This is a genomic window from Acetobacterium fimetarium (genome assembly GCF_014284475.1).
In the GTDB taxonomy this organism is placed as follows: domain Bacteria; phylum Bacillota; class Clostridia; order Eubacteriales; family Eubacteriaceae; genus Acetobacterium; species Acetobacterium fimetarium.
Genome location: NZ_WJBC01000012.1, coordinates 1 through 12,406 on the forward strand (window position 1 = coordinate 1; position 12,406 = coordinate 12,406).

Annotated in this window: 11 protein-coding genes; 3 read left to right on the plus strand and 8 right to left on the minus strand. The window is 50.2% G+C overall.

All coding sequences use genetic code 11. The annotated features are described in order from the left end of the window. The first annotated feature begins 318 nt into the window (after positions 1 to 318). The 3 genes from GH808_RS09160 (at position 319) to GH808_RS09170 (ending at position 2,507) form a co-directional block, all read left to right on the plus strand. On the plus strand, positions 319 to 1,575 hold the full coding sequence (locus tag GH808_RS09160) for an ammonium transporter (RefSeq protein ID WP_186842571.1): 1,257 nt from the start codon (positions 319 to 321) through the stop codon (positions 1,573 to 1,575). 61 nt (positions 1,576 to 1,636) lie between these two features. Continuing rightward, positions 1,637 to 1,975 (plus strand): P-II family nitrogen regulator, encoded by a 339-nt coding sequence (locus GH808_RS09165; protein WP_186842485.1) that lies wholly within the window; start codon positions 1,637 to 1,639, stop codon positions 1,973 to 1,975. 256 nt (positions 1,976 to 2,231) lie between these two features. Next, entirely contained in the window at positions 2,232 to 2,507 is a 276-nt protein-coding gene (locus GH808_RS09170; protein WP_186842486.1) for an HPr family phosphocarrier protein, read from the plus strand. Positions 2,508 to 2,784: 277 nt separating this feature from the next. On the opposite strand, the gene GH808_RS09175 is transcribed toward GH808_RS09170, so the two are convergent. The 8 genes from GH808_RS09175 to GH808_RS09210 form a co-directional block, all read right to left on the minus strand. Beyond that, on the minus strand, positions 2,785 to 3,627 hold the full coding sequence (locus tag GH808_RS09175) for a beta/alpha barrel domain-containing protein (protein ID WP_186842487.1): 843 nt from the start codon (positions 3,625 to 3,627) through the stop codon (positions 2,785 to 2,787). Further along, complete coding sequence (locus GH808_RS09180; protein ID WP_186842488.1) at positions 3,599 to 4,531, minus strand: homocitrate synthase/isopropylmalate synthase family protein; 933 nt, start codon at positions 4,529 to 4,531, stop codon at positions 3,599 to 3,601. The genes GH808_RS09175 and GH808_RS09180 overlap by 29 nt, the downstream gene beginning before the upstream one ends. A 77-nt stretch (positions 4,532 to 4,608) precedes the next feature. Next, the gene (locus GH808_RS09185; RefSeq protein ID WP_186842489.1) at positions 4,609 to 4,917 is read right to left on the minus strand and encodes a 2Fe-2S ferredoxin; all 309 of its coding nucleotides are present in this window, start codon (positions 4,915 to 4,917) and stop codon (positions 4,609 to 4,611) included. A gap of 1 nt (position 4,918) precedes the next feature. Beyond that, entirely contained in the window at positions 4,919 to 7,642 is a 2,724-nt protein-coding gene (nifB, locus tag GH808_RS09190; protein WP_186842490.1) for a nitrogenase cofactor biosynthesis protein NifB, read from the minus strand. After that, positions 7,635 to 8,996: a nitrogenase iron-molybdenum cofactor biosynthesis protein NifE gene (nifE, locus tag GH808_RS09195; protein WP_186842491.1), complete on the minus strand. Its 1,362-nt coding sequence runs from the start codon at positions 8,994 to 8,996 to the stop codon at positions 7,635 to 7,637. Before nifE ends, nifB begins: the two co-directional genes overlap by 8 nt. Positions 8,997 to 9,042: 46 nt before the next feature. Continuing rightward, a complete protein-coding gene (gene nifK, locus GH808_RS09200; RefSeq protein WP_186842492.1) occupies positions 9,043 to 10,407 on the minus strand; it encodes a nitrogenase molybdenum-iron protein subunit beta in 1,365 nt (454 codons plus the stop codon). Then, complete coding sequence (gene nifD, locus GH808_RS09205; RefSeq protein WP_186842493.1) at positions 10,401 to 11,996, minus strand: nitrogenase molybdenum-iron protein alpha chain; 1,596 nt, start codon at positions 11,994 to 11,996, stop codon at positions 10,401 to 10,403. Before nifD ends, nifK begins: the two co-directional genes overlap by 7 nt. A 22-nt stretch (positions 11,997 to 12,018) precedes the next feature. Next, a complete protein-coding gene (locus GH808_RS09210; protein ID WP_186842494.1) occupies positions 12,019 to 12,402 on the minus strand; it encodes a P-II family nitrogen regulator in 384 nt (127 codons plus the stop codon). Positions 12,403 to 12,406: the final 4 nt, after the last annotated feature.

The following is a 12,406-nucleotide window of genomic DNA, read 5'->3' on the forward strand; positions in this document are numbered from 1 at the left end:
GTTGTCGCTTTGCTGCATTTGAAAGGAACAAAAAGAAAAAGAGGAATAAATAATTCAACTGATTATCTGAGATAAGGTTTTTGTTCTGGCAAACATCTTATTTTATATAAAAAATGATCAGAAAAGCTGATCAAAGATTGTAGATAAATCACTAACGCAGTACCGACAATTGTTACATCGTGTTGTATGCATCAAGGCGAACAGGCGGTAGCCTGTACGAATTGCAAGCATACAACTGATTAACCATTGTCGGGACGGGGTTTGTCAACAACCTGAGATCAGAAAATCTGATCAAAATATTTAGGAAAAGAGGTAATTATCATGATTAATTCTGGTGATGTTGCATTTGTTATCATAAGTTCAATGCTTGTATTCTTTATGACCCCTGGCCTCGGGTTATTCTATGCGGGAATGGTCCGCAGAAAAAATGTGATCAATACATTAATGTCGGTCGTCTTCTGTTGTGGCCTGGCGACCGTGATGTGGTTTGCTTTCGGTTATTCACTCTCATTCGGTGAGGATGTGGGAGGACTAGGAATCATTGGAAATCTGAGCAATGCGTTTTTCAACGGCGTCAGTGCTACCGATCCCGGTGCCTACGTAACCACAATACCGGGTGCACTGTTTGCAATTTTCCAACTGATGTTCTGTATTATCACACCAGCGATTCTCGTCGGATCTTTATCCGGAAGAATGAAATTTTCAGCACTTTTCATTTTTGTTGCCATTTGGTTATTGCTTGTCTACTACCCGCTGGCTCATATGGTTTGGGGCCTGGGCGGTTTCATCGCCGGATTGGGAGCAGTCGATTTTGCTGGAGGTAATGTTATTCATATCAGCTCTGGTATCTCCGGCCTGGTCGCCTGTATCATTCTTGGATCCAGAAAAGGGTTCGGTATCAAAGACTACCATCCGCATAATATTCCGATGTTTTTCATCGGCGGCGCGATTTTATGGGTCGGTTGGTTTGCCTTCAATGGCGGATCGGCTCTGGGAGCAAATGGTCTGGCCGTTCAGGCAGTGGGAAACACGATGATTGCTTCCGCAGCCGCGATGTTAAGCTGGATGCTGATTGAAACAGTGCTTTACAAGAAAGTCACTGTCATGGGTGCCATGACCGGTGCCATTATCGGTTTGGTTGCCATCACACCAGGTTCAGGCTATGTGCCATTCGGGGCCGCGCTGGTCATCGGCGCACTGGTCAGCCCGATCTGTTTCTTCTTTATTACAAAAGTTAAACAAAAATTCGGATATGACGATGCTTTAGATGCTTTTGGTTGTCATGGTATTGGTGGAATTTGGGGCGGTATTGCCACCGGACTCTTTGCCCAATCTTCGATCAACCCGGTTGCGCAATGGAATGGTTTGTTTTTCGGCGACACAAAACTGTTTGTAGCACAAATTATGGCAGTATGTATTTCAGTGATCTATTCAGCCGTGATGACAGCCATCATCATGCTGGTACTCAAGAAGGTCATGACCATTCGCGTTTCTCCGGAAGAAGAATCACTGGGACTAGATATCAGTGAACACAGCGAATCTGCTTATCCGGCATTCTCCGGCATTGACCAATAAATTTATGGGATTAAGACACTGGAATTTTGACAGAGCAGTTTAATCAAGAAAGGAAAATGATATGAAATTAATTGAAGCGATTATACGTCCGGAAAAACTGGAACCTTTGAAGGATGCCTTCCTGCAGGCTCAAGTTAAAGGAATGAGTGTTCGTCAGGTTTTGGGGTGTGGCAATCAGCACGGCTGGATCGCCCATAACAGAGGGTCATCCGTCATGATGAATATGATTCCCAAAATCGAGATCAAGATTGTTGTAACGGATGAAAAGGTGGAAGACACAGTTAGACTCATCATCGATACCGTCCGAACCGGAGAAATCGGCGATGGTAAAATATTTATTAAATCGGTGGAAGAATGTATCCGCATCAGAACGGGAGAAAGAGGTGAAGGTGCTCTGTAATCCTTAAAAAATCTTATTCTTAGTTTCGCGCGATAAAGCTCAATGTATCTGCCAGCGCAGATACATTGAGCTTTTATCATTTATTGCGGTGTTTATTCTGATTATAAATGGGAACGAAGTAAATATAAGGATGACTGCCGAAACAGGATTCAGGTGCTAGGCAGGAAAATATAAAAGCGGAGGCCAAAAAGGGATTGGTCCATACCGGCCTTAAAAAAAGGAAAGGAATGAGAATTTCATTTTAATGGTGTGAGCGATGCGTATAAAAAAAGTAACCGTGATTAACCCGAGCGGACTGCATGCAAAACCGGCGCTGGATTTCAACAAAGCGGCATGTAAGTTCAGGTCCGAAATTAAAGTAAAAAAACTGGGGGACGATCCCCAGGAGGGGAACGGGAAGTCGATGATTAACATCATGGCGATGCATCTGTCAAAGGGAACCGAGATTGAAATCGTGGCTGAAGGTGAGGATGAACTCAATGCCGTCGAAACACTGGCGGCACTGATTGGCGGCGGTTTTGGCGAAGTTTGAAAACCGAATTGCCCTGCAATATGCAGGGTACAGGTTGTCGATAAAACCCGTACCGACCAATTGTTAATCGGTTGTATGCTGCAGAATCGGACACTCTTCGAGATGTCCGCTCTGATGCATACAACATGATGTAACAATTGTCGGTACTGCGTTAGTGCTTTGTCTACAGTCTCTGCCCTGCAATATGCAGGGTATTTTTTAATAGGGGGAAATTCATTTGTGGATTGAATGGATACGCGCAAAAAAGAATACGCGTCGCGTGCGAGAAATCCTGCGGCTATCGGGCCAACAGGGAAGAGGGGAATGAATGAACGGTATGCCGGTTTTTAAAAATAACCGGCGACAGGATTTCCTGCAGCAAGCGGAGATCATCCAGCCGGATGCCGAAATCCAGCTGGCCTTTCGTAGCGATGAGCAGATGCTCAAGATTGCAGTTGCCCGCGCGTTCGCCGATACCGAAAAGGGTGGCGTCGGCGTATTTTGCGCCGGAACGGAGACCCTGAATGGAGTTGGCAACCGCCATGCCCAAATCGTTGTGGGCGTGAATCTCCAGATCGATGCCGGCGGGAATCTGGTTGATGCAGGCCTTGATGGCGCTGGGAGACATGATTCCGACCGTGTCCGAAATCCGCAGGGTGGATGCGCCAAGTTTTATGGCGCGCTGGGTGAGGCGGACGATAAAATCGCGATCCGCCCGGGAGGCATCCTCCAGACCGATGGTCAGCTCCTTGTTGGCTGAATGAACGAAATCTGCACATGCCGTCAGCTGCTCCAGTACTTCGGCTCTGTTTTTTCTGAGCTTTTCCCGGATCAGCAGATCGGAAGCGGGGACGCAGACATGAATGATGTCCGCGCCGCAACTGATGGAGCTTTTGATATCATCCAAGTTCATGCGGTTCCAGGCGATGATCCGGGCGTAGCGGCAGGCCAGTCTGATTTTTTCGAAGGCCTGGCATTCCTCTTTTCCCATCGCCGGGGTGCCGGCTTCAATCCGGCTAACGCCCAGCTGATCCAGCGCCCTGGCGATGGCGACTTTTTCTTTTAAAGTAAAGGCGATGCCGGGACTCTGTTCACCGTCACGCAGTGTTGTATCAACAATATATTTCTGTTTGATGGTCATTTTTCACCTCGCTGGCAAGGGCGTACAGTTCCAGATCGGAAATGTTGCGTCCCAGTTGGGAACAGCCCTCTTTTATTTGTTTTAGTATCGATTTTGCGCCGGTTTCGGAGAGATTCTGTTCCCGCAATTTATAAAGAACACTTTGCTCGCTGGAATGTTTGCCCAGGACGATTTCCCGCTGGCTACCAACAGTCTGGGGGGAAAACGGTTCATAAGTGGCAGAGTTTTTCAGAACGCCGTCGACATGGATGCCGGATTCCACCTTGAAAATATCGGTTCCGATGACGGCCTTCATCGGAGAAACGGGAAGGCGGGTCATCTTTTCATAAAGATTACGAAGCTGATTGAATACGGACAAATCGCCGACAATGGAAGCGGAGTCTCTCAGTTTGAGGCCCATCAGCACTTCTTCCAGGCGCGGAAAATCGTGACCGCAGGAAAAAGCGCAGCTCACACTGCTGCCGCCGGCAAAAATCCACTCAAGGGCGATGGCCGTGGCACAGTGCATGCTGTTGCTCGGGCATAAATCGAGGGTGGTGGCACCGCTGTGTAAAAGCGCTTCAAAGAAGGTACGGTAGTCGCGGCTGATTAAATCCGCCATTCCCGTGAGTCTGATCTTTCGGCGGGCGATGTCAGGCAACGCATTGCCGGAAAAATTCTGTTCAACCAGATCATTGGGAAAAAGCTGCTGGCGGCCATTTTGTTTCTGAATGAGAAAACAGGTTCCGGCAGCGCCGGTATTCCCGCTCAACCCGGAAAGGCTCAGTCGGGCGGCAAGAGTAGCCGGCAGTTCGATCTTCGTGACCCCGCAAATAAAAAGCAGATCACAAAAATGGCTGAGATCTTGCACTTGAATCTGGTTAGTATGGAGTGCTGTCAGGGTTCGGTCAATGATGGTAACCATTTTTATCCCCCGCTTTCTGAATGGATTTTTAAGAAGGGGCTTTCGTAAAAGCCCCTTGAGTTTTACTCGACAGCCGGTTAAATCAGCAGGTCCTCAACGATCTTGCCGCCTTCAATGTGCTCGTCCATGATCCGCTCAACATCGTCCACGGTCACATTGCCGTACCAGACACCTTCCGGATAGACCACCACAATCGGCCCCTTTTCGCAGATGCCGAAGCAGCCGGTATTGTTGAGCATCACATCGCCGGACAATTCCCGTTCGTCTATTTCTTCAAGAAACGTCTGCAGCACCTTGACCGAATCCTGCTGAAAACAGTAGCCCTGCTGGCTGCCGTTGATCCGGCAGCTGGTGCAGATGAAAAGATGGTGTTTAGGTTTAACCATGTCAAATTCCTCCTGATACATTTTTTAAATTCTGCGATTTTATCATTTTCCGGGCGGCTGTTTTCACCGCCTCCTCGATGCGGTCATAGGTTGAAAAGACCTGGATGCCCTTTTTTTCCAGCCGTCTGGCAGGGGCATCGCCGATGCGCATGGCGATGACGCCGTCGCAATCCTTCAGATGGTTTAGAATCCGGGTGAATTTGTCCTCCTTTTCTTCGCATTCCTCCACGCCCAGACAATACTGATTCAGCTGACGTTTTTCCAAGAACTGGGCTTCGTTATTCTTAAAGTCATAGATGTAGAATTCCGTCGCATGTCCGAAATGCTGATCCACCAGCATGCCGCCCTTGGAGGCTACCGCAAAACGCAGGCCCTTCGGACTGGCCACGGTTGGTTCCACCGTCGGTTCTTTTGAGGATCTGAAATCGAGGGAAACATCGCTGTCGAGTTTGCCGATGGCATCGGCCCGACATTGCTTGCAGTGATACATCTGGTTCAGATGCAGTCCGCATTGTTTGCGGATGGCGTTGATTTCCTGATTCGTGGCGATAGTGAGCGTTTCGAAGGCACTGCCCTTGACGGGAATCAGCGGCATAATATTGGAGATGAAGCAGCCCATTTCTTTCATGGCTTTCACCACCTCCTCAATGTGAGCATCGTTGACACCCATCAGGGTAACGGTGTTGATTTTCACGATGATGCCTTCATCGATGAGCATTTTAATCCCGGAAAGCTGATTGGCCAGCAGCAGGGATGCGGCGGCAATCCCGTGGTAGCGGTGACCCATGAAATCCACATGTTTGTAGATGCGGGCGCCGATTTCGGGATCGACGGCGTTGACCGTCACGGTGACATGGGAGACATTGAGCCGGACCAGATCTTTTACATGGTAGGGAAGCATCAGGCCGTTGGTGGAGACACAGAAGGTCACGTTCGGGTCATCATCGTGGATCAGAGTCAGGGCTTTTTTTGTTTCCTCGAAGTTCGCCAGCGCGTCTCCGGGGCCGGCAATCCCCACGACGGTGAGATTGGGAACTTTTTCCCGGACCAGTTTATATTTTTCAAAAGCGGCTTCCGGAGAAAGAATCTCAGTTGTCACGCCCGGCCGGCTTTCATTGGCACAGTCGAATTTCCGCACGCAGTAGTTGCATTGGATATTGCATTTCGGTGCGATGGGGAGGTGCATTCGGGCATTCTTGTGCGAAGCCCCGCAGCTGAAGCAGGGGTGATTGGCCGTCTTTTCCTCAATCGACAGGGTCGACATGACCGATTTTGTTTGTGCCGGCGTTTCATTTCCCAGAATCCTTATTTTTTTGTGGGGATCCTCTTCCAGACCGTATTTGTATTTGGGTCCTTCATTGTAATAGGTGTTGTATAGCTCTTCCCGGAATCCGCCTTCGACGGTTTTGAGCAGTGTGTTGGTGATCTGATCCAGAAGCATTTGCGAGCCTTCATAGCCCAGGGTTCGAACCCGCTGACCGCCGACCCGGTCGTGAATCGGAAAAGCGCATCTGATCAGTGGGATCTGGTGCTTCTCCTCAATCCGGCGGCCGTCAGAATTGCCAAGCATGATATTCGCTCCCAGCCGTAGTGCTTCCGCCTCGATGGTCTCAAAATCGACATCGTTGAGCACGACATAATCATCGACGAAAAGAATCGCTGCCAGTTTGGCGATTTCCTTTTCGATTTTCGCCTTCAGCTCGGGACAGTTGGAGCCGGTGGCCGCAATTACCGGCATCACCCCGTTTTCACAGCAGAGGCGCACCGCAGAGACGACAAAGTCGGGCTCACCGAACACGGCGATCCGGCCGGCTGCATTGTACTTGTGGGAATCGATCATGCCGTCCAGGTAGCGTCCCCGCTGTTTGGCGATGGATTCGGGAATGGGCATTTTGGAAATTTCTGACAGCATATCGATCAGGGCATCGGTATCCCGAAGACCAATCGGCAGATTCAGACGCAGATAGGGAACATCATAGTTTTCAAAAAGATAGACCCCCGGTGATTCTTCCGGTTTGATCGTGTCGGAAAGCTCGATCGTGGCTCGGGCGCCGGCCATCTGCTGGATTTCAGAGATTGGTGTGCCATGTGCCGGCAGCCGGCTGTAGTTCTTCTGATGCTCGCCGTCAAGATTCTCGGAAAGGTCCGGCAACAGGATGTAGTCAAGGCCGAACGCATCGAGCAGGTCCTTGAGGTAGCGGGTATCCGCCGGTGAAATCATCGAGGTGATGATATTGATTTTGTTGTTCTTTTCGGTTGCCATGTCCACATGGGAAACGATGGCGCGGAGTGCCCGGATAAAGCCCTCAAACTGGGTGCCGCCGTAACCGGCTGATTTAACCGGGATGATCTTAACGTTGCTGTCGGGATGGGATTCATAAAAATGATGGATGATCATTTCAACATCCTCACCGATGGTTTCCGCCAAACAGGTGGTGGAAACGCCAATGACTTCGGGATCGTAGAGTTTGATCAGGTTTTCGAGTCCGATGATGAGATTCCTTTCCCCGCCGTAGACGGTGCCTTCCTCGGTCAGTGAGGAGGAAGCGATATCCACCGGTTCGTTGTAGTGAGTGGCCATGTGGCGCCGGATATAGGTGCTGCAGCCCTGGGACCCGTGGAGGATACTCATGCATTTCTGAATACCATAGAAAGCATTGGCGGTTCCCATGGGCATGCACATTTTGCATGGATTGACATTTAAGTTGACTAAATTTTTAGACATATTTCATACCTCCTTGGGATATTATTTCCCAGACGGGACTGTTCATCGAAAGATTGATTTCAGAAGCAAAATTCAGGGTGCCTTCATAACCGGAGAGCGGATGCTTCCGCTCGTGGTTATGGTCGCAGAAAGCGATCCCCAGTTTGTAGGCAAGCGGCCGTTCCTTGACGCCGCCGACCAGAATGTCGGCGCCCATTTCGGTCATGAAGGCTTCCAGTTCGGCGGGATTAGCGTCATCGAGGATGACGGCGTCCTCATCGACGAGATGCTGGATCAGTTCGTAATCTTCCTTGCTGCCCGTCTGCGTGCCCACCATCACGGTTTTCATGCCGAATTCATTGAACTGCCGAATCAGTGAGATGGCTTTGAACCCACCGCCGACATAGATGGCGGCCTTTTTTCCAACCAGATTTTTTCGGTATTTATCTAAAAGAGGGATCACTCTGTTTTTTTCTTCTTCAATAAAGGCTTTGGCTCTCTCGATGACGTTTTTATCGCCGGTCGCGTAGGCGATACGCAGCAGCGAATCGGAGGTGTCCGTGACACCGAAAAAGCTGATTTTAATAAAGGGAATCGCAAAGGTCTCTTCCATTTGCTTAGCCAGATAGGTCATAGAGCCAGCGCACTGCACCAGATTGAGCTTCGCAGCGGGCGCGTTCTTCAGATCATCGACTCTGGCATCGCCGGTGATGTTGGCCGCCACACTGATGCCAATTTTTCGCAGGTAATTCTTGATAATCCACATTTCTCCGGCCAGATTGAAGTCACCGAGAATATTGACGTCAGCTGTTTTTTCGGGCAGGATAGAAGGGGTGATCAGATTCATGATCGCGTTGCAGGCCATTTTATAGCCGGTCTTTTTGGTTCCGGAGAAACCCGGAGATTTAACGGGGATCACCCGGATTTGATATTTTTCTTCGGCATTTCGACAGATGGCATCGATATCGTCGCCGATGACCCCGACGATGCAGGTGGCATAGATAAAGATGACACGGGGTGAATGCCTGGCCATTACCTCGTCGATGGCAGCGGTCAGTTTCTTTTCGCCGCCGAAGATGACGTCTGTTTCGCGGAGATCGGTGGAATAGCTGTTGCGGTAGCCTTCATCGCCGCTGGACAGGCTGCCACGGATATCCCAGGTGTAACTGGCACAGCCGATGGGACCGTGCACAATATGGAAGGCATCGGTGATGGGATTCAGGACCACTCGGGCACCGCAGTAAACGCAGGCACGCTGGCTGACCGCACCGGAGACACTCTCGGATTCACACTTGATACCGCTGCCGTCGCCGCTGCACTGGGAATAGCGGATGGACTCGATTCGTTCCGGTAAAATTTCATTTCCACATTTCATTTTTGACCTCCTTTCAAATAAGGGGGAGGAACCCCTCCCCTAAAAACTACATGACAATTTCAAAATCTTCATCGGCGCAGTCGCGGTCCTGACGGTCCATGATGGCGGTCAGAATCAGCTCGATCAGGCGCATGGCGCCCTTGTAACCGACGATGGGCAGGTATGAATGAACATAACGGTCGATGATCGGGAATCCGGCGCGAACCAGCGGGATATCCTCAGCCCGGGCAACGGCTTTGCCGTAGGTTCCGCCGATCATCACATCGACCGGATCATTTTTAATCCATTGATGGAGTTCGAAGAGGTCGGAAGCTGATTTGACGACGCAGCCCTCAACCTGGTATTTTTCAAACAGCTCCGTGACGCGTTTGTCAAAGGTGGAACCCGGGGTTCCGGTTACGACGTACTTGGGAATCATCCCCATTTCCAGAACAAACTGGGTGATCCCCAGAACTGTATCCGGATCGCCGAAGATGGCGGCGGTTTTTTCATGGCTGTACTGGCTTGAATCCAGCATGATATCCAGCAGCTGGCCGCGTTCCTCTTCCAGCGCGTAGGGCACTTCTTCCTTGCAGAAATGGTTTAAAGCCATGATAAACGCATCGGTGCTTTCCACTCCGATGGGCAGCGGCAGGGTCTGATAAGGAACCTTGCATTTCTTTTCCAGTGTTTCGGCCGGTGCTTCCGACGTCATCTCGCCCAGCGCCAATGCCGACTGGCAGTTGCCCAGATCGATAATTTCCGCCACGGTCGTTCCGCCCCTGGGGAACATCTCATAGGTACCGGTCATCGGCGAATCCATCACGCCGCTGCTGTCCGGCAGCATCGTGAACGGGATGCCCATCAGGGTCATGATGCGTTTCATCTCACGCATGTCTCCGGGATTGACAAAGCCGGGGAAAACCGCAAGTTTCCCGTTTTTATCGCCGGTGGATTCAGAAAGGTACTTGATAAATCCGGAAATCATATTAGCATAACCGGTAATGTGTGAGCCGACATAGCTTGGGGTATTGGTATGCACGACATATTTTCCTTCCGTGATTTTGGCATCCTGGATATAGCCGGTTAAATCGTCGCCGATGGTTTCGCTCAGGCAGGTAGTATGCACCGCAATAATTTCGGGATCGTAAATATCGAAAATATTGCGCACTGCCGTTTTCAAGTTGGCACCGCCGCCGAAGACGGAAGCGCCTTCCGTGAATGAACTGGATGATGCAATTGCAGGATCTTTAAAATGTCGGGTCAGGAAGGTCCGGTGATAGGAACAGCATCCCTGGGAGCCATGGCTGTGGGGTAAACAACCATGAACGCCCAGGGCGGCATACATCGCCCCAACCGGCTGACACGTTCTCAATGGATTGATCCGCAGGGCCGATCGTTTTGATACTTCTTTTGGTGTTAAATTTAGCATGATTCCATACCTCCTAAACTGCCTTCCAGCAAGGGTTCTTTTTTCCATGGGGCCTGTACCATATCCCAGACGGGAACGGTGATGGCCATGGCCACGTCATTGGCAAAATTCAATGCCCCTTTGAATCCGGCGTAAGGCCCGGCATAATCGTAGGAGTGGAGCTGTCTGGAAGCGACACCGGATCGCTGAATCACAAATTTATCCTTGATGCCGGAGAAAAAGATGTCCGGTTTCAGATATTTGAGGAACTCCTCGGTTTCAAAATGATTGTAGTCATCAGTGATGATGGCGCCGTCCATGATATCCTCCCACATTCCTGAATATTCTTCCATCGGAACGCCGGCTGCTCTTAGTGCCATCAGTTCCTGTTCGGACAGCCGCTCCTTGTAATGATCGGGATCTTTGGTCACGGTGATGCTTTCAATATTCTTGGAGTCCGCATCCTTCTTGATGGTATCCAGCACTTCACGGCCTTCATAGTCATCCCGGTGGCCAAATTCATAACCGGCCAGAACCACTTCCACCCCCAGACTTTTGAGTAAATTGATGTAGTGATGGCTGCGCGAGCCGCCGACATAAATGGCCGCTGTCTTTCCGGCGAGTACGGCTTTGCAGCTGGCCATGCCTTCAGCAATGGCGGCTTCTTCCTCGGCGATGACCGCTTCGGTCCGTCTCGATAGTTCCGGATCATTGAAATACCGGGCCATATCGCGCAACGATTTTTTTGTCGCTTCAGGACCGATGAAATTGATTTTCATCCAGTCAACACCGTACTTGGTTTTCATCATTTCCGCAATGTAGTTGATGGAACGATGACATTGAACCAGGTTCAAATCAGCGGTATGCGAATTCTTGATGGCATCGTAGCTGCCATCACCAGTCATGACGGAAACCACATGATAACCGATGCGCTTCAGGATCCGCTCCGTTTCCCAGCCGTCGCCGCCGATGTTGTATTCACCGAGCAGGTTGACCGAATATTTGATGGGTTCGGCATCACCGGTACCGATGACGTTTTTCATCAGACCGTTGTTGGCAATGTGATGTCCGCCGGACTGGCTGACGCCCTTGTAACCTTCGCAGCTGAAAGCCAGCACCTTGATGCCGTACAGCTCTTCGGCTTCGGCAGCAATGGCGTGAATGTCATCGCCGATAAGTCCCACCGGACAGGTTGATGCGATCGCGATGCATTCGGGATGGAAGATTTCAACCGCTTCCTTGATGGCCTGTTTGAGCTTCTTTTCGCCACCGAAGACGATGTCGGTTTCCTGCATGTCGGTTGACAGGCAGTATTCGCCAAATGCTTTCGTGTTCTCATCACCTTTGGCTTTGTTACGTCGGGTCCCCCAGCTGTAGAAACCACAGCCGATCGGACCGTGGGTGATGGTGGCCACATCTTTTAGTGGACCGATGACGACCCCTTTGCAGCCGGCGTAACAGCAGCCGCGGTTGGTCATGATGCCGGGTACGGTCCGGGTATCAGCCTGGATGACATTGGGCTCTCCTTCATTGATGGTAATCACGTGTTCTTTTCTGTTTTTGTATACTTTTGAACTGTACTTGTCCAGAACAATGTCTCTTGGATCCATTCAATTCACCTCTTTCTAAAAATTAAAATGCATCAGCGTGCTGTTCGCCACTTCGGACACGAATGGATTCTTCAATGGGAAGGATAAAAACCTTGCCGTCGCCGGCATTGCCGGTGGTGTTGGTGTTGATGATGATTTCCACGACCTTGTCCACATCGTCATCTTCAACAATCAGGGTGAAGAATCGTTTCGGAATCAGGCGTGATGTTTCAGTCAATGCTTCACTTGCCTCCGAAATGGGAAACTCACCGGTGTCCACGATATTCTGAATCAGGGACAGATCGATTGATTTCTTTCCACGGCCGAGAACCTTCAGACAGGTAAAAGCCGGAAATCCTTCCGCAACCAGTGCCTCTTTGGTTTTATTAACCTTGTTTTGGCGAATAATCGCCATGACTTCTTTCATGGTG

Bases quoted from the DNA above. Each gene is read 5' to 3' on its own strand.
- GH808_RS09165 (WP_186842485.1), top strand. From the start codon at position 1,637: ATGAAATTAATTGAAGCGATTATACGTCCGGAAAAACTGGAACCTTTG.
- GH808_RS09170 (WP_186842486.1), top strand. From the start codon at position 2,232: ATGCGTATAAAAAAAGTAACCGTGATTAACCCGAGCGGACTGCATGCA.
- GH808_RS09175 (WP_186842487.1), bottom strand. From the start codon at position 3,627: ATGACCATCAAACAGAAATATATTGTTGATACAACACTGCGTGACGGT.
- GH808_RS09180 (WP_186842488.1), bottom strand. From the start codon at position 4,531: ATGGTTACCATCATTGACCGAACCCTGACAGCACTCCATACTAACCAG.
- GH808_RS09185 (WP_186842489.1), bottom strand. From the start codon at position 4,917: ATGGTTAAACCTAAACACCATCTTTTCATCTGCACCAGCTGCCGGATC.
- nifB (WP_186842490.1), bottom strand. From the start codon at position 7,642: ATGTCTAAAAATTTAGTCAACTTAAATGTCAATCCATGCAAAATGTGC.
- nifE (WP_186842491.1), bottom strand. From the start codon at position 8,996: ATGAAATGTGGAAATGAAATTTTACCGGAACGAATCGAGTCCATCCGC.
- nifK (WP_186842492.1), bottom strand. From the start codon at position 10,407: ATGCTAAATTTAACACCAAAAGAAGTATCAAAACGATCGGCCCTGCGG.
- nifD (WP_186842493.1), bottom strand. From the start codon at position 11,996: ATGGATCCAAGAGACATTGTTCTGGACAAGTACAGTTCAAAAGTATAC.
- GH808_RS09210 (WP_186842494.1), bottom strand. From the start codon at position 12,402: ATGAAAGAAGTCATGGCGATTATTCGCCAAAACAAGGTTAATAAAACC.